21 protein-coding genes are annotated in these 21,644 nt (G+C 44.1%); 12 read left to right on the plus strand and 9 right to left on the minus strand.

Annotated features, from left to right (window positions below):
• Position 1 precedes the first annotated feature (1 nt).
• From RHM67_RS16725 to RHM67_RS16735, 3 genes are all read left to right on the plus strand, one after another.
• The gene (locus RHM67_RS16725; RefSeq protein WP_322228113.1) at positions 2-709 is read left to right on the plus strand and encodes a 2OG-Fe(II) oxygenase; all 708 of its coding nucleotides are present in this window, start codon (positions 2-4) and stop codon (positions 707-709) included.
• Positions 706-966: an Ada metal-binding domain-containing protein gene (locus RHM67_RS16730; protein WP_322228114.1), complete on the plus strand. Its 261-nt coding sequence runs from the start codon at positions 706-708 to the stop codon at positions 964-966. The genes RHM67_RS16725 and RHM67_RS16730 overlap by 4 nt, the downstream gene beginning before the upstream one ends.
• A gap of 128 nt (positions 967-1,094) precedes the next feature.
• Positions 1,095-1,688: a hypothetical protein gene (locus RHM67_RS16735; protein WP_322228116.1), complete on the plus strand. Its 594-nt coding sequence runs from the start codon at positions 1,095-1,097 to the stop codon at positions 1,686-1,688.
• 3 nt (positions 1,689-1,691) lie between these two features.
• On the opposite strand, the gene RHM67_RS16740 is transcribed toward RHM67_RS16735, so the two are convergent.
• Entirely contained in the window at positions 1,692-2,648 is a 957-nt protein-coding gene (locus RHM67_RS16740) for a 3',5'-cyclic-nucleotide phosphodiesterase (RefSeq protein ID WP_322228117.1), read from the minus strand.
• Between the two features lie 28 nt (positions 2,649-2,676).
• On the opposite strand from RHM67_RS16740, the gene RHM67_RS16745 reads away from it, so the two are divergent.
• On the plus strand, positions 2,677-2,982 hold the full coding sequence (locus RHM67_RS16745) for a hypothetical protein (protein WP_322228119.1): 306 nt from the start codon (positions 2,677-2,679) through the stop codon (positions 2,980-2,982).
• A gap of 1 nt (position 2,983) precedes the next feature.
• Here RHM67_RS16745 and RHM67_RS16750 read toward each other — a convergent pair whose 3' ends face one another.
• Positions 2,984-4,078, minus strand: coding sequence for an AI-2E family transporter (locus RHM67_RS16750; protein WP_322228120.1), 1,095 nt, complete (start codon positions 4,076-4,078; stop codon positions 2,984-2,986).
• A gap of 193 nt (positions 4,079-4,271) precedes the next feature.
• Between RHM67_RS16750 and RHM67_RS16755 the strand changes: the two genes are divergently transcribed.
• From RHM67_RS16755 to RHM67_RS16790, 8 genes are all read left to right on the plus strand, one after another.
• Positions 4,272-5,006 carry a hypothetical protein gene (locus RHM67_RS16755; RefSeq protein ID WP_322228121.1) on the plus strand — a complete coding sequence of 245 codons (735 nt, stop codon included), beginning with the start codon at positions 4,272-4,274 and terminating at the stop codon, positions 5,004-5,006.
• 82 nt (positions 5,007-5,088) lie between these two features.
• Positions 5,089-5,832 carry a 3-oxoacyl-[acyl-carrier-protein] reductase gene (fabG, locus tag RHM67_RS16760; protein WP_322228122.1) on the plus strand — a complete coding sequence of 248 codons (744 nt, stop codon included), beginning with the start codon at positions 5,089-5,091 and terminating at the stop codon, positions 5,830-5,832.
• Between the two features lie 202 nt (positions 5,833-6,034).
• Positions 6,035-6,277, plus strand: a complete 243-nt coding sequence (locus tag RHM67_RS16765) for a DUF3253 domain-containing protein (RefSeq protein ID WP_322228123.1) — start codon at positions 6,035-6,037, stop codon at positions 6,275-6,277.
• A gap of 85 nt (positions 6,278-6,362) precedes the next feature.
• A complete protein-coding gene (locus RHM67_RS16770) occupies positions 6,363-8,480 on the plus strand; it encodes a hypothetical protein (protein WP_322228124.1) in 2,118 nt (705 codons plus the stop codon).
• A 202-nt stretch (positions 8,481-8,682) separates the two neighbouring features.
• A complete protein-coding gene (locus RHM67_RS16775) occupies positions 8,683-9,531 on the plus strand; it encodes an endonuclease/exonuclease/phosphatase family protein (RefSeq protein ID WP_322228125.1) in 849 nt (282 codons plus the stop codon).
• Positions 9,532-9,617: 86 nt separating this feature from the next.
• Positions 9,618-11,633, plus strand: a complete 2,016-nt coding sequence (gene ligA / locus RHM67_RS16780; RefSeq protein ID WP_322228126.1) for an NAD-dependent DNA ligase LigA — start codon at positions 9,618-9,620, stop codon at positions 11,631-11,633.
• A 6-nt stretch (positions 11,634-11,639) separates the two neighbouring features.
• Complete coding sequence (locus tag RHM67_RS16785) at positions 11,640-12,629, plus strand: Gfo/Idh/MocA family oxidoreductase (RefSeq protein WP_322228128.1); 990 nt, start codon at positions 11,640-11,642, stop codon at positions 12,627-12,629.
• Between the two features lie 15 nt (positions 12,630-12,644).
• Positions 12,645-13,157, plus strand: coding sequence for a hypothetical protein (locus RHM67_RS16790; protein WP_322228130.1), 513 nt, complete (start codon positions 12,645-12,647; stop codon positions 13,155-13,157).
• Between the two features lie 35 nt (positions 13,158-13,192).
• On the opposite strand, the gene RHM67_RS16795 is transcribed toward RHM67_RS16790, so the two are convergent.
• The 7 genes from RHM67_RS16795 to sucD form a co-directional block, all read right to left on the minus strand.
• Positions 13,193-13,369 (minus strand): DUF6496 domain-containing protein, encoded by a 177-nt coding sequence (locus tag RHM67_RS16795; protein ID WP_322228132.1) that lies wholly within the window; start codon positions 13,367-13,369, stop codon positions 13,193-13,195.
• A 110-nt stretch (positions 13,370-13,479) separates the two neighbouring features.
• Positions 13,480-13,686 carry a cysteine-rich CWC family protein gene (locus RHM67_RS16800; protein WP_322228133.1) on the minus strand — a complete coding sequence of 69 codons (207 nt, stop codon included), beginning with the start codon at positions 13,684-13,686 and terminating at the stop codon, positions 13,480-13,482.
• A gap of 165 nt (positions 13,687-13,851) precedes the next feature.
• On the minus strand, positions 13,852-16,230 hold the full coding sequence (locus tag RHM67_RS16805; protein ID WP_322228135.1) for a ribonucleoside-diphosphate reductase subunit alpha: 2,379 nt from the start codon (positions 16,228-16,230) through the stop codon (positions 13,852-13,854).
• A 160-nt stretch (positions 16,231-16,390) separates the two neighbouring features.
• Positions 16,391-17,365 (minus strand): ribonucleoside-diphosphate reductase small subunit, encoded by a 975-nt coding sequence (locus RHM67_RS16810; protein ID WP_322228136.1) that lies wholly within the window; start codon positions 17,363-17,365, stop codon positions 16,391-16,393.
• Between the two features lie 681 nt (positions 17,366-18,046).
• Entirely contained in the window at positions 18,047-18,421 is a 375-nt protein-coding gene (locus RHM67_RS16815) for a methionine-R-sulfoxide reductase (RefSeq protein ID WP_322228138.1), read from the minus strand.
• Between the two features lie 559 nt (positions 18,422-18,980).
• Positions 18,981-20,498, minus strand: a complete 1,518-nt coding sequence (locus RHM67_RS16820; protein WP_322228139.1) for a serine hydrolase domain-containing protein — start codon at positions 20,496-20,498, stop codon at positions 18,981-18,983.
• A gap of 235 nt (positions 20,499-20,733) precedes the next feature.
• Positions 20,734-21,612 (minus strand): succinate--CoA ligase subunit alpha, encoded by an 879-nt coding sequence (gene sucD, locus RHM67_RS16825; RefSeq protein WP_252756223.1) that lies wholly within the window; start codon positions 21,610-21,612, stop codon positions 20,734-20,736.
• Between the last annotated feature and the right edge of the window lie 32 nt (positions 21,613-21,644).

Below are 21,644 nucleotides of genomic sequence, written 5' to 3' on the forward strand. Positions count from 1 at the left end.
TATGGAATTACAGGAAAGAATTTCGCAAGTAAATTGGGTGGAGGTAGCCGAAAGCATGCACGCCAAAGGATATGCTCCCATCCCCAATATTTTATCGGCAGATGAGTGTGATGAGTTGATAGACCACTATGCAGACGAAACCGGTTACCGCAAAACCATCGTAATGGAGCATCATGGCTACGGCTTGGGGCAATACAAATATTACAGCTACCCGTTGCCGGGCGTGGTGCAGCAATTGCGGGAAGCCGTGTACCCAAACATTGTCCCCATCGCTAATAAATGGATGGAGGTATTGAACATTAACAAGCAGTTCCCGGCCACCTTGAACGAGTTGACAGACCTCTGTCACCAACATGGCCAACTGCGCCCTACCCCACTAATATTAAAGTACAACAAGGGCGGCTACAACGCTATCCACCAGGACCTTTACGGCGAAGTGTACTTCCCTATGCAACTGGTGGTGTGCCTTAGCGAACCGGGTGAGGATTTTGAGGGTGGCGAATTTGTACTGGTAGAACAACGGCCAAGGATGCAATCGAAGGCCATAGTACTAAACCCAAAGAAAGGCGACGTGCTGCTTTTCACCACCAACTTTAGGCCGGTAATGGGCACAAGGGGTTACTACCGCGTAAATATGAAACACGGTGTAAGCGAAGTAACCCTGGGCGACAGGCACACGCTGGGGATCATCTTCCATGATGCTACATGATAAGGCACGTTGATCTGGGCGATAGTGCTTTTAGTCGCGCCAAAGCATTAAAACTATCGATAGATGCGGGCAAGGTGTCAATTGGTGGCAACCGTAAGTTGAATATCTACGGTAAGCTGAGTTGCACCTCAGGCAAGCGAATGAATGAGGAAAACCGGGTGTTTTTTGCTGACGAATCGGAAGCTAAAGATAACAACTACCGCCCCTGCGGACATTGCATGAGGGAGGCGTATCAAAAATGGAAGGCACTAAACTAATGTGGTTTAAACCGGTCATAAGAATAATAATATCGAACACTGAATGATGAATGCCGATGTGTAAATAATTTACATTTAGTTTATTATTCTTAATTCATAATTCGATATTAGCTATTACAGAACCGCTTATGTTTAAGAAACTCATTATCCTGTCGTTCATATTATTTGCCGCTGCTACCACCCATGCGCAAACCGCTGATGAGGTATATAATAAATACCTCGATTTTAATCTGAAACGCCTTCAGGGCGAGGTTGATGCGCTAACACTTGGACAAGACATCATCCCCAATGCCGATAAGCTTAAGGAAAGCATGCGCAACAGTTTTTATTATTCAATAGCCAATTTGTTTGAAAACGACGGACAATCGGTAAAGGCAATTGAGTATTACGAAAAGGTAGCTGTAGCAGTGCCTAACTATTACGTAGCCCATAGGGCGCTTGGGTATCTTTATCTTAAAGACGTTACCGCTATAAGCGAAAAACTGAACGCCGCAAAAAGCGACATCAACGAGAATAAACGCCTTACCGCTTTGTACATCGCGGCAGCAATAAAAGCCCTGCCCCATTTGGAAAAAGCCCAGGCCTGCGACCCAAGCGACGAGACCCTTGCCATTATAAAAATGCTTTATAAAAACATGAAAGATACACAAGGCGCGGCAACGCTTGATGCCCGCTTAAAAGCTATGTCTAAAAACTGTATCGATCTGTTAGATGATAAGTAAACCCTAAAATTCCAGCGCCTTGCCCTGCTGAGGGTAAATTAAATTCAACTGCATTTTGTTGCCGGCTTTAAGCTCCGCTTTTATTTGGGTGATGTTTTTATAAGGCGGCTTTAGGTGAGTAACCACAACGTTAAACCCTTTTAAGGATGTATTGCTGAGCTTACTCAGCTCGCCCATTTCGTTCATTAGCAAACGCGGGGTAAGGTGGCCAAACAGGCTTTTGTCGGGTTGTTCACTGGAGAATGATACCTCTATCATAATAGCCTTTAACTTTTGAGCTTTTACCAATGGGGCTACGGAAACCCACAGGTTGTGCAGGTTCTGGCTTTTTTCAATTTCATCGGCGCCGGTATCACCCAGGTATAATAAATAGTTATCCTTGCTCCTCACCAAAAACGCGGTACTGGTTAAGTTGGAATGCGCCAGCGGAAACACCTGCACCTGCAGGTCTGTATTTTCAATAGCCGTTTCAATACCCGGCTCTAAGGGTTTGTAATGATATTTTTTGAGTAGCGGCGCGCCGCCATCATCGGCAAAGTTAGCCCAGCTTTCCCAGGTAAAATAATGGGTTTTTATGGTTTCCAGCGTGCTTTTTAATCCGTAGATATTCTTGGTGCTATCATCCGGCGCGTTCATAACCATCCCCGCCAAATGATCCAAATGCGCATGGGAGATGAAATAACCTTTAATATATTTCCGCAATACATCCGCGGCAGGCACAGTAAAAGTTTTGTACGCTTGCGCTTTGGCAATACCCGCATGAATTGTCCCGGCATCTAAACAGATGTAATTATTAGTGCCTTTTGCCGCCAGCATATAAGCCGATAGGTTACTTTCATCGGCACCGCCTAAAACGCCCAAAGGCACAATGCGGAACGAAGTTGCCGGCTTAACCTGCGCTAAAGTAAACACAGGTAACAGTAAAAATATGAGCAAGGATAGTTTGCGGTGATTATACATAACGCCAAATTTACTAATTTGGCCGCTAATGAAAACAAGCCAGATAGCCGCTAAAGTTGTAACCCGTTTATTTTTCTTTTTATTGCTTATAGCGTTAGTGCCATTCTTACAGGGCGATACCGCTAAACTGCAGCACATTTACCTATCGCCCAAAAATCCGTTTACGTTAGTATTTCCTATCCTGCTGATATTGGGGTTCATAGCCTTGCTTGTCATCTGCTCCATCAAAAAATTCAGCAAAAACGACTTGAACTGGCTATTGGTATTGAACACTATTATGCTGATGGCTTATGGTATCACCATCTACATCAGCATTTACAAACTCATCGGCTAAGCTACTCTGTTTTCATTTCCTTCTCTGCCGACTCATTGTACTCATAGTTTCCGCCCAGCAGGTAACCCCATGGTTTAAGGCTTGCTACCCTATCGAATACTATCTTAAAAATGGCTATGACCGGGATTGACAGGAACATGCCCGATAATCCCCACATCATTTCGCCAATAATAATACCAACAAATGATATCAACGCGTTAAGCCTAACCTTTGAGCCCACAACTGCAGGCAGTAAAAAGTTAGCATCAACAAGGTGGATACCCACTACACTACCCGTAACAAAAAGTGTTTGACTAATGGTGCCGGTGGCAAATGTTACAATGGTACTTAGTAATAGTGCACTAAATATCCCTATGTACGGGATAATGTTAAACACCCCTACAATAATGCCCAGTAAGGCCGCGTATTTTATGCCGAGGATATAAAACACGGTAATAGCCATGCCAGATACGATCACCATTTCTATCAGCAAGCCAAAGATGTACTGGCGCAATATTTTTTGAACGTTCTCTACAATATCAACCACAACCTCTTTATGGTCGTCGCTAAATACCCAGGTAATAAAGCGGAACAGCAAGCGTCTGTAAAAAAGAATGAAGAAGGTAAAGATCAATATAAATACATAGAACAATAACAGCGATGATACTGCACCGAATGTGGTACCCAATACCGCCGTGCCCGATGCCATAATTTTATCGGCAGTGCTATTTACGTATGTTATTTGTTTATGCGCGTTGATATGGAAGGTATCCTGCACCCAAACCTGCAGGTTAGCTATTGATTCTTTTACCTGCGTTTGCAGCATAGGCCAGTCGTTGGCTATGTTTGATATTTGCGACCCTATCAGGTATAAGATACTTCCAACAAAGCTAATTAATAACAGTATGGATATAAAAGATGACGCGCTGCGTGGCAAACGCAGTTTCTTTTCCAGCAGGTTTGATACCGGCAGCAGCAGCACCGCAAACAGGAAGCCAAACATCATAGGGTCCAGTATCTCTTTACCGGCAACAACAATATATCCTAAGATGCAAACGCCGATGAGTACAAGGGCAAGGCGTTCGTAAAAGGGGGCAATTATTTTTTTTGTGGGCATGAAGTGGTCTTTTATTTGTAGTGGTGAACGTACTAAGGATTTATATGTTTGATATGACGATATAAATGTGCGATTAATTTAGTTCTTATTTGCCTGGGATAGGGGTTTAACAAATGAAAAAATCGAACCTTTTTTTCGTTCAGGTAAAATATTTCTGTTATTTTAGAGACCTTAACCAGCCTTATCTAACACAATGTACACCCCAAAATCAAAAACATCCACCCGCCGGATAGCTATTGCCTTTTCTTTTTTATTCATCACCTTTTGTTTTACAGCTAACGCGCAACGCCGCACACAGGGCATCAATGGCGATGGCGATATGCTTGGCGGCAGCAGCTACAATAGCGGCGGCTATGTAATGCAGGATGGCTGGATGATGGCCATTAGTGGCGGTTACGAGTCGCCGCAGGGCGACTTGAAGGAGATCTATAAGGGTGCCAAAGTATTTGGCGCGTCTGTAAGGCGGAGAATGGGCCGTGTGGTATATTCGGCCACGCTTGATTACCGCTCTTACAAACCCAAACAAAGCAGCTTTACCTATACCGAAGATGACGTAAACTATTACACAGCTACCTACAGCAATTACAGCGGACTGGGCGTTTATTTGGGAACAGCCTACGAACTGCCCATCAGCGGTTTGGTAAGTATATATGGCGGCGCAAACGCGGGCTTTGTATTTACCAAATTTGAAATGACAGCGGGCGAAGGCACGTCGACCTCCGTCTCCGCATCGGCCAGCCAAAAAGAAACTTATATCGCCCCTAAAGCGGGGTTCAACATCTCATTAAGTGAAAATATAAGCTTGGGTATCGAGGCAAAATATAGCTTGGGTGCTGTAGGTGCTAACTATAACTCACGGGATGGTGGTTCCGTTACGCCGGGCTTCCACACCTTTGCTACAAATGCTTTTTTGATCATTCAGTTTTAGTTAATGCAATTGAAAAAAACACCGCTTTTGCGCTAATTCAAAATTTCTTACCTTCACCCACTCGAAAAACTCATACTTAATTATGAAACTACTTGAAGGAAAAACGGCACTTATTACAGGTGCATCAAAAGGTATAGGCCGCAAAATAGCAGAAACATTTGCTGCACACGGCGCTAATGTTGCCTTTACATATTTATCATCGGTTGAAAAAGGCCAGGCGCTTGAGCAAGAATTGCAGGGCGCAGGCACACAGGTAAAAGGTTACCGTAGCGATGCCTCTAAATTTGACGAAGCCGAAAAACTGATCAACGATATTGTGGCCGATTTTGGCGCTTTAGATATTGTGGTGAACAACGCCGGCATCACCAAAGATGGCCTGCTGATGCGCATGACCGAAGAACAATGGGACGACGTGCTGAATGTTAACCTTAAATCGATTTTCAACGTTACCAAGGCGGCATCAAAAATTATGATGAAAGCCCGTAAGGGTGTGTTTATTAACATGAGCTCGGTTGTAGGCATCCAGGGGAACGCGGGGCAATCTAACTACGCGGCTTCAAAAGCGGGTATCATTGGCTTCTCCAAATCGGTTGCTAAAGAATTAGGTTCGCGTAACATCCGTACCAACGTGGTTGCCCCGGGCTTTATCCGTACCGAAATGACGGACGTTTTAGACCCTAAAGTGGTCGAAGGATGGGCGGCAGCTATCCCTTTAAAACGTGCCGGCGAGCCCGAAGATGTGGCTAATACCTGCGTTTTCCTGGCATCAGACCTGGCAGCATACATCACCGGGCAGGTAATTTCTGTCGATGGTGGGATGTCGTAGTAAGTAAAAAATAAAAAGTAAAAAACTGATACCTTGTGGTGGCAATGTTTTGTCAGTAGATTAAAATGCAAAATATTGATTATTAGCTGATTGTAAAAAACAACCTGTGTTCACAATCGTGAACGTGAACATTTGACCAACTAAAAGCATCATAAATTATCAAAAGCGGCAAGCATAAACTTGTCGCTTTTGTTATAAAAGAATGGCCAATAACTCCATCACCCAAACCATCCTAACTATGGCCACCGAACGCGGGCCGGATAAAACCGTTTGCCCGAGTGAGGTAGCGCGGGCATTATTCCCAACCAACTGGCGCAAGCACATGCAGGACCTAAGGGATGCGGCTATTGAGTTACAGAAGGGCGGCAAGGTTACTATCACACAAAAAGGCAAGCCGGTAGATGTCAGACATATTAAAGGGCCAATCCGCATAAAAATTAATTAAACCGTTCCACAATAATTTCGCATTTTGCGGGTATGGATGTTATGTGCTTTAACAAACGTTTCACCACTCATTACCTGCTTAACTAATGTCACTAACCTGGGGATCAGTTTCGGGGTTGTGGGTACCTGCCTGCTTGGTTTTGGGCTTGCTTTATGCTTGGTTACTGTACCGCAAACCGGTGCAATTGGTAAAGGGCATACGCTATGCTTTGTTTGCGTTCAGGGTATTGGTGGTTAGTTTTTTAGCGCTGCTGCTCGTTTCGCCATTGGTGCGTTCTTCCAGTTACCTGCCACAAAAACCCGTAGTGCTGATAGCGCAGGATAATTCGGAATCGATAAAGTTGTTTGGAGCCCTACCCAAACCCTCCCCGGAAGGGAGGGTTTTAAGTCAAAAAGTTTCCCCTATCGGGGGAGATTTAGAGGGGGCGCTTGCTACTTTAAAAAAAGAGCTTGGCGATAACTACGAGGTCCACGAATTTCATTTTGATAAGGACCTGAAAGATAACCTGTCTACTAAGTATGACGGCCGGCAGACCAACATCTCCTCGGCCCTGCACCAACTGAACGAACGCTTTGTTAACCGTAATATCGGCGCATTAGTGCTGGCGACTGATGGCCTCTACAACCTTGGCACAGACCCGCAATACGAGGCGCGAAACATCAAAACTAATATTTACACCATCGCCCTTGGCGATACCATCCCCCGCCGTGATCTGCTCATTAGCAACGTAAACTATAATAAAACCGCTTTTTTGGGGAACGATTTTGAGGTAGAGACATTAGCCGAAGCCTACCAGAGCGCGGGCGAACAAATGCGGTTAAGTATTACACAGGATGGCCGTCAGGTAAATGCACAAAACATTGCCATTACCTCGGCAGCGTTTAAGAAAGTTATCCCGGTGAAGCTGAATGCCGATAAAAAAGGTATCCGCAAGTTTACTATCAGCCTCGCCCCGGTAAAAAATGAACTATCGGTAAAAAACAATACCGAAACTATTTATATTGATGTGCTGGATGCCCGCCAAAAGATATTGCTGCTATATGATGGCCCCCACCCAGATCTGGCCGTTATTAAACAAGGCATCGAAAACAATAAAAACTTTGAAGTGAAAACAAGCTTGGTAAGCGATATAAGCTCCCTTAAACTGGCGGATTACAGTATGGCTATCCTTTACCAACTATCAGCTGGCAGTTACGGCAAATTGCAAACTTTGCTGCAAAGCAAAACGCCGCTTTGGCACATAGCGGGTACGCAAACCAACCTGTCGGCATTTAATACCGCGCAAAAATCGGTCAAAGTAACCTCCAATAGCCAGGAAGTACAGGAAGCATTTGCGCAGCCGGTTAGTACTTTCTCAGCTTTTATTTTGACGGATTCTACCCAAAATAAACTAAGCAAACTACCGCCATTGGTTGCAGCCTTTGGCAATTACGAAGCATTGGGCACAGCTACGGTACTGCTTAAACAAAAGATTGGCAATGTAGAAACGCTGTATCCCCTGTTGGCTTTTAATGATGAGGGTGGCCGCAAATCTGCCGTGCTTGCCGGCGAAGGCCTATGGCGCTGGCAACTGGCCGAATACCGCGAATTTGGCAATCACCACGCCGTAGAAGAATTACTAAGCCAAACCGTGCAATACCTTACCGCTAACGCCAACCGCCAGCGCTTTAGGGTTTACGCGTCCAAAAACGTTTTTGACGAGGGCGAAAATGTGCTGCTAAACGCCGAGTTGTATAATGACGCTTTAGAACTTATCAACACGCCGGATGTAAAGATCAATTTGAAGAGCCAATCGGGTAAGAACTACAGCTTTTTGTTCACACGCAGCGGGCAAAGCTACCAGCTTAATGCAGGCACCCTGCCGGTTGGCGAATACACTTACGCCGCCACTACAAGCAACGGCAAACAGGCATTTACCGCTAACGGGCAGATCACTATAAAGCAGCTTAATTTGGAGACCCGCCAAAGCACGGCTAACCATCAATTGCTGCGTAGCATTGCGGCACAATCTGGCGGGCAAATGCTGTTGCCATCGCAAATTAGTAAACTTGCCGACCTGATCCGCAAAAACGAAAACATCAAAACTGTTGTTTATGAAGATAAACGTTACAGCGATCTGATTGATGTAAAATGGTTTTTTGTACTGATACTATTGCTGCTTAGCGCCGAATGGTTTTTGAGGAAGAGAGAGGGAGAGATTTAGAGTCCCGATAGCTATCAGGAGGAGATTTGTTAATTAAAGATTAGTTCATTCTGTTCATTACCGCTGGCTTTAGCCAACGGATAACCAATAGCATTTCTGGCTTCAGCCGAACCTTTGGCTAAAGCCAATTAGGAAATTTATTAGTCCGCCCCATAAATGGGACGGCAATGAATTTTTATATTTGGATTTCAATTCTATCTATATGAAAATCAAATTAACACTCCTAATGCTACTGCTTACAGCAACAGCCTCAATAACCCAGGCACAACAGTTTAATATCGGCACCTACAACCTGCGTTACTCCAACCAAGGTGACTCTACCGCAGGTAATGGTTGGGGCGGCCGCTACCCCTGGGTGGCTAAACTCATCCAATTTCAGGACCTCGATATTTTTGGTACACAGGAAGCAAAATATCATCAGTTGACTGAGCTTACTGACAGCCTGCCCGGCTACAAATGGGTTGGCGCGGGGCGCGATGATGGTAAACACGGCGGCGAGCATTCAGCCATATTTTATAAATCGACAAGGTTTAAATTGTTAAAAACAGGCGATTTCTGGATGTCGAACATTACGGATAAACCTAACAAAGGCTGGGATGCAATGTTCCCACGTTTGTGTACCTGGGCGCAGTTTAAAGAGATCAAAACCGGGTTAATATTCTATTTCTTTAACCTTCATATGGATCATATTGGTGTAGTTGCCCGCAGGGAAAGCGCCAAGCTTGTATTGCAAAAGATAAAACAAATGGCAGGTACTATCCCAACCATCCTGACAGGAGATTTCAACGTGGATCAAACATCAGATAGCTACGCGGTGATCAACAACTCGGGCGTGCTGAAGGATAGTTATGTATTATCGTCTACAAAACTGGCGCCAAGCGATACTTTCAACGGTTTTGAAGCCAATACCGCAGGTGATAAACGCATCGACCATATTTTTGTAACCAAACAATTTAAGGTAAAGCGGTATGGTATTTTAACAAACACTTACCATGGCCGCACCCCTTCAGACCATTACCCTGTGGTGGCTGTTATGGATTATAGCAAATAGTTCATAGATAATATTTCATGGTAAAAAAATCAATGCTATGAACCATCATCTATGAACCATTAACTAAAAAAACTATCTTCGCTATCATGTCGCCTAACGAAGCCAAAGACCAAATTAAGGCCCTTACTGCCGAGCTGAGACAGCACACTTACAACTATTACGTGCTGGCTATGCCTACTATTTCTGATTACGATTTCGACCAAAAGCTGGAGCAGCTAAGCACGCTGGAAAAACAGTTCCCCGAGTTTTTAGACCCCGAATCGCCTACGCAGGTGGTTGGTGGTGATATCACCAAAGAATTTGTAACGGTTAAGCACCGCTGGCCGATGCTCTCGTTAGGAAACACCTATAACGAGCAGGAGTTAATAGATTTTGATCAGCGCATCCGCAAGTCAATAGGCGATAATTTTGAATATGTATGCGAGCTGAAGTTCGACGGCCTTTCTATGAGCCTTACTTACGAGAATGGCAAACTTGCCCGTGCCGTTACCCGTGGCGACGGTACGCAGGGCGATGAAGTGACAACTAACGTTCGTACCATCCATAGCATACCCAAGAAATTAGATAACGGCAACTACCCGGATCTGTTCGAGATTCGTGGCGAGGTATTTATGCACCTGAAAGCTTTTGAACGCCTGAACAAAGAGCGTGTAGATAACAGTGAAGTGCCATATGCTAATCCCCGTAACTTTGCATCTGGCACTATGAAACTACAGGACTCGGCAGAGGTTGCCAGCCGTCCGCTGGATTGTTTTTTATATGGCCTTTACACCGAAAAAACTTTATTCAAAACCCACTGGGAAAGCCTCGAAGCTGTTAAAAACTGGGGCTTCCATGTAGATAACCATAGCCGTTTGGTAAGTGACATTAACGGCGTATTGGAGTTTATTAACCATTGGGATATCGCCCGCCATGACCTGAGTTATGACATTGATGGCATTGTTATTAAAATAAACAACTACTCGCAACAGCAGGAACTTGGCTTCACCGCCAAATCGCCACGCTGGGCTATCTCCTACAAATTTAAGGCAGAACGTGTGGAGACCGAATTACTGGCTGTTACCTACCAGGTTGGCCGCACAGGCGCGGTTACCCCGGTGGCCAATTTAAAGCCGGTACTACTGGCAGGCACCACTGTAAAACGCGCCACATTGCATAACGCTGATGAGATAACCGAACGCCTTAAACTGCACGAACACGATACCGTTTTTGTAGAAAAAGGCGGCGAGATCATCCCTAAGATCATTAGCGTGAATCTCGACAAACGCAAACCCGGCGCGAAGGCTATTGAATACATCACCCATTGCCCTGCTTGCAACACCAAACTGCTTCGTGCCGATGGCGAGGTTGCATGGTATTGCCCCAATGATGAAGGCTGCCCGCCGCAGATCATGGGCAAAATGCAGCACTACATTGGCCGCAAAGCGATGAATATAGATGGTTTGGGCGACGAAACTATTGAAACTCTTTACCGCCAGGATTTTATTAAGCACATCAGCGATATTTATCATTTATTTGAACGTGCCGATGACCTTAAGAAGCTTGGCCGCTTTGGCGAAAAATCTATCAACAATATGTTGGATGGTATCGAGAAGTCTAAACAGCAACCGTTTGAAAAAGTGCTGTTTGGAATGGGGATCCGCTACGTGGGTGAAACAGTTGCCAAAAAACTGGTGGCGCATTTTAAAACCATTGATAACCTGATGGCTGCTACCGCCGAAGAACTAATTGCTGCCGAAGAAATTGGCGGCCGCATAGCCGAGAGCGTCACCGAATATTTTGCAGACGAAAGCCATCGCCAGGAAATTGAAAGACTACTGGCAAGCGGCCTGCAATTTGTGGCCGAAGAAAAAGAAGTGAACCTTGCCAGCGATAAATTCAGCGGGCAAAGCTTTATTATCTCCGGCGTGTTTGAGAAATACTCGCGAGATGAGTTGAAAGATATTATCGAGCAAAACGGCGGGAAGATCCTGAGCAGTATCTCTGCCAAGCTGAATTACCTTGTGGCGGGTGAGAATATGGGCCCTGCCAAATTAGAAAAAGCAAATAAATTAAATATACCTATCATCAGCGATGAAGAATTGCTGGCAATGTTAAGCTAAACATACATGACTACAATTAACTGGGGCATTATAGGCTGCGGCAACGTAACCGAAAAAAAGAGCGGACAAGCTTATAATAAAATTACCGATAGCAAACTGGTTGCCGTAATGCGCCGCGATGCCGCCAAAGCCGCCGACTATGCCCAACGCCACAATGTTGGCAAATGGTACAGCGATGCCGAAGACCTGATGAACGACCCGGAGGTTAACGCGGTATCGATTGCTACCCCACCGGCTTCACATTTGCAGTATGCCTTGCGCGCTATTGAAAAAGGGTTGAATATTTATGTAGAAAAACCCGTTACCCGCAACGCGCAGGAAGCGCAGAACATGGCCGATGCCGTGCGAGAAAGCGGCGCAAAACTTACTGTAGCGCATTACCGCCGGGCTTTGCCTATGTTTTTGCATGTGAAGAGTTTGATAGACAGCAACGCCATTGGCGACATCCGCACGGTGCAGATCCGCATGTGGAAATACCAAAACCCAAACCCGCAAGCCGATGTAGACAACTGGCGCCTGCAGCCCGAATTTTCGGGCGGTGGCTATTTTCATGACCTAGCCCCTCACCAGCTCGATCTGATGTTATATTACTTTGGCAAACCGGCATCTTCAACCGGGTACAGCTTTAACCAGGGCGGGTTTAGCCCTGCAGACGATCATGTTTGCGGGCAGATCGTATTCAAGAACAAAGTGGTGGTGAACGGCTCCTGGTGTTTTAATGTAGCGCCAAGCGAGGCTACAGACACCTGTGAGATCATCGGCACAAAAGGGAAAATAACCTTCCCGTTCTTTGGTACATTTGTTACCCTAAAGAATGAAAAAGGCGAGGAAACGGTAAATTTTACCCATCCAGAACATATTCAGCAGCCGATGATCACCAAGATAGTAGCCTACTTTAAAGATGAAGGCCCAAACCCCTGTACTATTGACGAAGCTGTTGTTTTGATGAAAATAATGGATACGTTTACCATCTCTCAAAAATTAGAATTATCTTAGCATCAGCTTAATAGAATGAAAAATATTTTAAGGTCTGTTTTATTGCTAACGTTGTTCATCAGCACAAAGGCATTTGCCCAAAGCTATGAAGTGCCTAAAGATTATCATTTTACCAAACCGGAAGATTATACCAAATACGAGGCCGACGTTATCAAAACAGCCGACTGGCTGATGCATACCCACTGGGGTACCGAGCCTGTAAAAACAGAGGCGGCCACACAGTTCATCTTAAAATGGACAGAAGGGACACCTGATGTTGTGATTGAGTTGAAACAGGCTATTATGGACCTGTCGGATACGAACCCGCAGTTAGGGTTCATCTATATGTCGCAGTTTTCTAAATATGCTATACAACACAAGCAAGATTTTAATAAAACGCAGGCTAATTTAGCCGCGCTAAAGGCTGTTATTGCCAAGTACACCGCAGAGCCTACCCATAAGCACGATAACGATGTAGAGCAATTGATACAGCTTAATAAAGAAAGCAAACTGGAAGCCTGGTTAACCAACGAGTTTTCATTTCAATAAAAAAGCACCCATGTACCGGGCGATTCATAACATATTTAATCTTTCTTCTTAGGCACTTTAGCGCCTTCTTTACGTGCCTCAGATAGCCCTATCGCTATAGCCTGTTTTTTGCTGGTAACCTTTTTACCGTTGCCGCTCTTCAGCTTGCCTTCTTTCATTTCGTGCATGGTTTCCTCAACCTTTTCGCCCGCTTTTTCTGAATATTTTGCCATGGTAGTATGTGTTGAATTTGTACTTAATTGTAGCAAAGGTTTTGCCAAAAAATTTGTTAACCACAGAGGGCACGAAGGAAAACACAAAGTACACAGAGATGAAAATTCTTCTACAAACTCTCTTGATACTCCTTTTGTAATTGCAGAAGACAGTTCGCGCAGAGGCAACCATCATAAAGCTCACTTACATACTGCACCTCGTTGATACTTAGCTGCACGGTACTGCACTGGCACTTAGTGAATGAGTTTGCTTTACATTCAAAGGGCGCGCTGCAACGGTCGCAATAGAGTATTTCGTGTTTGGGTGAAGTGAGCATTTGTTTTGAGTCCGAAAGTCGGTGAAGACCGAAAGTCCGTGAAGTGATTTTTTGTTTAATTAAAAAGTCCGAAAGCAAAGATGAGAAAACATCTTTTAACTTTCGGACTTCTGCGGACTTTCTGACTTTCCGACTACTTATAATTTATATGAAATATTAGGCAAATTATGCAGAGCAGGTAACACAACCCTCTTCCATGGAGCAAGATGGGCCGGCCGGCATTTCTTCCTGGTTACTGTCAGAAACAACTTCAGGTATAACGGCTTCCATGTTTTTACCACCACCCTGGTTCTCAACGGTAAATTTAACCGCTTGCGATGCTGCTTGTGTACGCAGGTAGTACATACCTGTTTTTAAGCCTTTCTTCCATGCGTAGAAGTGCATTGAAGTTAGTTTTGACGCATTTGGCGCGTTGATGAACAGGTTTAACGATTGCGACTGGCAGATATAAGCTCCCCTATCGGCAGCCATATCTATAATGTTACGCATCTTAATTTCCCAAACGGTTTTGTAGATCTCTTTGAGATCCTGAGGGATTTCGGCGATGTCCTGGATAGAACCGTTCGCGGTAATGATCCTGTCTTTCATTGAGGTATTCCAGATACCACGGTTCACTAAGTCGCGCAGTAAGTGTTTGTTCACAATGATGAACTCGCCGCTTAGCACACGGCGGGTGTAAATGTTTGAAGTATATGGCTCAAAACATTCGTTGTTACCCAGAATCTGTGAGGTAGATGCAGTTGGCATCGGCGCTACTAACAATGAGTTACGCACACCGTGGTTCATTACATCTAAACGCAGATTTTCCCAATCCCAACGGCCGCTCTCGGGTTTTACATCCCAAAGATCGAACTGGAACTTACCTTTTGATAAAGGCGAGCCTTTAAAGGTTTCGTAAGCGCCATCTTTTATAGCCAGGTCTTTAGAAGCCGTCATGGCAGCAAAGTAAATGGTTTCAAATATGTCTTTGTTCAGTTGTTTTGCTTCTTCGCTTTCGAATGGTAAACGTAACAGGATGAAGGCATCAGCCAAGCCCTGTACACCTAAACCAATTGGGCGGTGGCGCAGGTTAGAGTACTCTGCCTCAACAACTGGGTAGTAGTTATTATCGATGATCTTGTTAAGGTTCAACGTAGCCTGGTAGGTTACTTCGTACAACTTAGCGTGATCAAACTCGCCATTGATCACGTAACGTGGCAACGCTAATGAGGCAAGGTTACATACCGCAACTTCTTTATCAGAAGTAAACTCCATTATCTCGGTACAAAGGTTTGAGCTTTTGATGGTACCAAGGTTTTGCTGGTTAGATTTTGCGTTGGCAGCATCTTTATACAACAAGTATGGGGTACCGGTCTCAACCTGGGCATCAAGCACTGCAAACCAAAGTTCTTGCGCTTTAATGGTTTTACGGCCTCGGCCTTCTCTCTCATAACGTTCGTAAAGTTCTTCAAACTCTTTACCATGGCAATCTGCCATGCCCGGTGCTTCGTGCGGGCAAAACAATGTCCACTCCTCGTTAGCTTCTACACGGCGCATAAATAAGTCAGATACCCAAAGGGCGTAGAACAAATCACGTGCGCGCATTTCTTCTTTACCGTGGTTCTTACGCAGGTCAAGGAACTCAAATATATCTGCATGCCATGGCTCCAGGTAGATAGCGAAAGCGCCTTTACGCTTGCCACCACCCTGATCTACATAACGTGCGGTATCGTTAAATACTTTTAGCATTGGGATGATACCGTTGCTGGTACCGTTTGTACCGCTGATGTATGAGCCTGTAGCCCTTACATTGTGGATGCTTAAACCAATACCACCCGCGCTTTGCGAGATCTTGGCAGTTTGTTTAAGCGTATCGTAGATGCCCTCGATGCTGTCATCCTTCATGGTTAACAGGAAACATGATGACATTTGAGGTTTTGGTGTACCGGCATTGAAAAGGGTTGGTGTAGCGTGGGTAAACCAGCGTTCGCTCATCAGGTGGTATGTTTTGATGGCACTTTCGATATCTTCTTTGTGTATACCTACCGATACACGCATAAACAGGTGCTGCGGGCGTTCAGCAATTTTACCGTCTACCTTTAACAGGTACGATTTTTCTAAGGTTTTAAAACCGAAGTAATCGAAACCAAAATCGCGGTCGTAAATAATGCTGCTATCCAGGATATCGGCATTCTCGCGGATGATCTCGTATACATCATCGGCAAGTAAAGCGGCGTTTTTACCGGTTTTTTTATCAACGTACTCATACATACGTTTCATAGTTTCAGAGAACGACTTGGTGGTGTTTTTGTGCAGGTTGGATACCGCTATACGCGAGGCAAGTAAAGCGTAATCCGGGTGTTTGGTGGTTAACGATGCTGCCGTCTCGGCTGCAAGGTTATCCAGTTCGGAGGTGGTAACACCATCAAACAAACCTTCAATTACTTTTTTTGCCACATCAATTGGGTCAACCAGGTTAAACCCATAGCACAGTTTTTCGATACGTGCTGTGATCTTGTCGAATTTTACCGACTCTTTTCTTCCGTCTCTTTTTGATACGAACATTTTGCCACCTCCTTATTCCCTGCCAACCCGACAGGGCTTATTGTTAATTATTTTATTATTTGGGATTTCACCGATTTGAGGATGATTTCACCGATTTTTTGCTGTTGCGATTTCACCGATTTAAAAACCAATCTCTAATCTCCAGCCTCTAATCTCTACCCTAAAAATCCTCGTCTAACGAGAACGCCTTGCTTTCTGCGGTGCTGTTCATTACGCCGCTTTTTTGGTAATCGCCAACGCGTTTCTCAAAAAAATTGGTTTTGCCTTGCAGGCTTATCATCTCCATAAAATCAAACGGACACGATACGTTGTATACTTTAGGGTAACCTAATTCGTCTAACCAACGGTCGGCCACAAATTCGATGTATTGGCTCATCAGTTTGGCATTCATACCAATAAGGCTTACAGGTAGCGCGTCGCTCACAAATTCTTTTTCAATCTCAACCGCATCTGTGATGATCTTGGTCGCATCTGCTGTTGATAATTTAACATCCAACATTTTGTAAAGCATACAAGCAAACTCACAGTGCGAACCCTCATCACGGGAGATCAGTTCATTGCTAAAGGTTAAACCCGGCATTAAGCCACGTTTTTTTAACCAGAAGATAGAGCAGAAACTACCGCTAAAGAAGATCCCCTCTACTGCCGCGAATGCTATTAAACGCTCGGCAAAGCTTCCGTTGTTTATCCAGCGAAGCGCCCATTCGGCCTTTTTACCTACACATGGCACGGTATCAATAGCGTGGAACAAACGGTCTTTTTCGACAGGGTCTTTTATATAAGTGTCAATTAATAACGCGTAAGTTTCTGAGTGGATATTCTCCATCATGATCTGGAAACCATAAAAACAACGTGCCTCAGGTAACTGCACCTCGCTCATGAAATTGATGGCCAGGTTCTCGTTAACAATACCGTCGCTTGCTGCAAAGAAAGCCAGGATGTGCGAAATAAAATGGCGCTCTCCATCGTTCAAAGCTTCCCAGTGTTTCATATCGTCAGACAGGTCTATCTCTTCTGCTGTCCAAAAGCTGGCTTCGGCCTTTTTATACATTTCCCAAATAGCGGGATATTTTATTGGGAGGATCACAAAGCGGTCTTTGTTTTCCTTTAGTAGTAATTCTGTTTGCTCTGCCATACGAACGGTTCCTTATATATTATGTATTAAATTCATCTTCCTATTAACCCTCTATCCTACTACTTTTGTACCGAGCCGACAGCAGACAGGTATACCATGCGAGTTTTTGCTTAAACGGCGAAAAATTTGCTTTTCGCATTTATATTACTCACTTTCTACACCCCCACTAATCGTTTCTAAACTATTTTTAGTTGCACATTAGCCCATGTTTTACCATGGTCTTTTCTTTTCTGTTTCGATAGAACTATCGACAACATAGATAACGTTAAAAAGAACTTCTAATTCAAAGATAGGCTAAGACACCGTTTCATGTTAGTCTAAGTTTTTAACATCACCTATAAGTTGTCAACAATATCCAGCAATACTTCAAAAGTATTTTAGAATGACATTAAAAACAAGAACTTAAGAAACAGTATGTTACCAAGTTTCAAACCAATAAATTGAATATTTAAAAATAAAAAACTGTTAATCCTTGCAGGATATAAACACGTTGTCAACAGGCCTAAAAATCAAAGGAATACCTAAGGTAAAAGGCCTCAAAAACGCCATTTTTACGCGCCGAAAATTTAATATTGAGTGACTGATTATTTAACAAAACAACATGTGGAAAAAGAAAAAATCCCCGCCGAAAAATCGGCGGGGATTTAAATTTTCGGGGCTCATTAAGCCTGTCGTACTGACTTATTTTTTCAGTTCGTCAACCGGTACAAATTTCATAGAAACCGAGTTTACACAATGCCTGGTATTTTTAGGTGTAAGATACTCACCCTGAAAAACGTGGCCTAGATGAGCACCGCAATTCGCGCAAAGTATTTCTGTCCTACTACCGTCCGCGTCGGCTTCCCATTTAACTGCACCGGCTATCTCATCGTCAAAACTTGGCCATCCACAATGCGATTCAAATTTTGATTCGGATGTGTACAACGGTGTATCGCAACGCTTACAAACGTATACGCCTTCGGCCTTGTTATCCAGCAACGCGCCGGTAAAAGGGCGCTCGGTACCTTTGTGTAATATGATATATTCTTCTTCGGGTGTTAATTGGTTATATGCCATTATAATTAATGATTTATTGAATTATTGTCCCGATAGCTATCGGGATAGTGATTTGAGGTTCCGCCTTCACCTCTCCTGCTATATAAATATACGACAATTTGAGGGCAGATTTTGTTTGTGGAATGGATGTTTACATGGCTTTGACGGATGAATAGTATATTTACTTTAATAAACTGTAATCGTGAAATATTTCCTTTTTGTGAGTTTCTTAGCGTTTATTAAGACTGCAAATAGCACCATTAAACAGCCCGAAAATATTATAAACAAGTAATAGTTGTTACTAATGCTAAAGAAGAAAAAGAGGTTTGGGTAAATTGCTGTTGCTCAGTTCAAAATTCATGGAAAACTCAAATACAAATAGTTGATGATGGAGGTACGTGCTACTTTCAGATAAAAATAAACCCGACAAAGAACACTATTATTCTTTCAGGATAAATGGTTTAGCATAACAGCAGCAATATTTAAAGGTGTATTTATAATCCTGAGGAACAAAATATCTATTCTTACGAATTTGCAGTTGGTAATAGATGTTTCAATTCAGGATTATAAAAGGATACATTTACTTCACCACCCCTATATGATACTCCTGTATCAACGCCGGGTTCTCGGGCGTTAAGGTAAACGACACGCGCACGTCAGCCTTCTCGCCCTTCATAATAAAATAACCTCGCAGGTTGTTATCGGGTATAATCTCTCCCACGCTTACTATTTTACCGGCTTTGGCGTAAACATCAGTAGCCTCGACTTTTAATTTGTCAGGGAAGTAATCCATAAAAAAGTTATCGGCGAAAATCCTGGTTGCTATTGGGTTGTCCCAGTTGGGTAACAGTTTTACTAATTCATCGCGGCGTTGAGTTAATATTTGCGAGGCCGCAATAGCCCTAGGTTTAATACCCGACAATGCCAGCAAGGTATCTAACGCGATGGCATTAGCCCTGCCGCCGTTAGCATACGTTAAATTAGCGAAGCAAACTACCCCAACGCCATACTCCGGCAGGATATTCCATTGGCTGCCAAAGCCGGGTAAACCACCGCTGTGGCCAACATAAACCCGGTTATCGCAATCTTTAGCCCAGCGCAGACCGTAGCCATAGGCGGACACCGTTGGGCAGGGCCTGCCAGTAGTGGTTTTAGCATCTGGGGTTAAATAATTGACATCCCAGGGACATTGCATCTCCCGGACAGAACTGCGTTTAACCGGCCCCAATTCCGCATCATTCCTGGCCGGCCAGGCATTTTGGTGCACTGCTATATACTTGCTAAAATCTTCAATAGTGGTTATCAACCCGCCCATGGCGCCGTATGCACCATCGTGCAGTAAGGGTTGCTCTACCCATTTTTCATTCATCCAGCGGTAACCGTGGGCCAACTTATCTTTGGGTGCTTTTGTGTATTCCCAATAAGTATGCGTCATGCCGAGGGGTTTCAAGATATTGTCGCTGATGTAATCCTCATAGGTTTTGCCCGATGCTTTTTTTATGATATACCCAAGAGTTGCAAAACCCAGGTTGCTATACTCATACCCATTTCCGGGATTATTAGAGAACGATACCCCTTTTTTGTAAATGGCTACCAGTTCATCATCGCTAACCGCCAGCTGGCGGTCGCCCCATGGGTTATCTTCCGGGAAACCTGCGGCATGAGTAAGCAAATGGCGAATGGTTATCGGTGTAGCATCTTTTGTGAGATACTTATTGTTCTTCATTTCGGGTATGTAAAGCGAAGCGGGATCATCCAACTTTAATTTACCTTCGTCGCGCAGTTTCAAAATAGCCATAGCTGTAAGGCTCTTGGTCATGGATGCTATGCGAAAATCGGATTGTGAGCTTACCTGTATTTTGGCGTCGATATCGGTATAACCCATATTGCCCGTATGCACCAACTTACCATCCACCACAATACCATAAGCCATACCCGGCCAGTGGTTTTGCTCGGCATATTCTTTATAAAGCTTATCGATAACCGGGAAAGTCGCCTCAATTTTCTTCAGCCTGTCGGGGTCTGTAAAGGTTGCAGGCTTGTATTGGGCGAAAGTAGTAGTGGAGACTAAAAGAAAAAGAACAAGGTATTTTTTCATAGCGGGATGATTTTGTCTGAAGCGGAATTAACGAATTTAAGGATTTTTAGAATAAATATGTTATGTAATTGCGAGAAGCATAGCAACGTGGCAATCTCAGCATATCCGCTTGTCCTATAAGATTGCTGCGCTATCGCTCGCAATGACACAGTAGGTATTAAACAAGAAAATCCCGGCCAAAATTGACCGGGATTTTCTTATATCTTGATTCCTGACTCTTGCAGTCTTGATTCTATTATTTCAGTTTCGCCAATTCCTCTGCCATAGCAGCGCCAATTTCGGCAGGAGATTCTACTACACGGATCCCACACTCGCGCATGATCTTCATTTTTGCAGCAGCTGTATCATCGGTACCGCCAACAATTGCACCAGCATGGCCCATACGACGGCCCGGAGGCGCTGTTTGGCCGGCAATAAAGCCAACAACCGGTTTCGTACCAAATTCTTTGATCCAAAGAGCGGCTTCTGCTTCCATACCACCACCAATTTCACCAATCATGATGATGCCGTGTGTGTCTGGGTCGTTCATTAATAGTTCAACAGCTTCTTTGGTTGGGGTACCTATGATTGGGTCGCCACCAATACCAATAGCGGTAGTGATACCTAAACCGGCTTTAACAACCTGGTCAACCGCCTCGTAAGTAAGCGTACCCGATTTTGAAACCACACCTACATGGCCTTTTTTAAAGATAAAACCCGGCATAATACCAATTTTACTTTCATCCGCAGTAATAACACCCGGGCAGTTAGGGCCAATAAGGCGGCTATCTTTATCGGTTAAATATTCTTTTACCGCAATCATATCCTTTGTGGGGATACCTTCGGTGATACATACAATAACTTTGATACCGGCTTCGGCAGCTTCCATAATAGCATCGGCACCAAAAGCTGGCGGAACAAAAATGATAGATACATCGGCACCTGTTTGGTCAACCGCGTCTTTAACCGTGTTAAAAACAGGCCTGTCTAAATGGCTTTGGCCACCTTTACCCGGTGTAACACCACCAACTAACTGTGTACCATAAGCAATCATTTGCTCAGCATGGTAGCTACCTTCTTTACCGGTAAAACCCTGTACTATAACTTTAGAATCTTTGTTTACGAGAACGCTCATCGGCTTTTTAGTTTTTGTAGGGCAAATCTAAA

The organism is Mucilaginibacter sp. 5C4 (assembly GCF_034345625.1).
Classification (GTDB): Bacteria; Bacteroidota; Bacteroidia; order Sphingobacteriales; family Sphingobacteriaceae; genus Mucilaginibacter; species Mucilaginibacter aurantiaciroseus.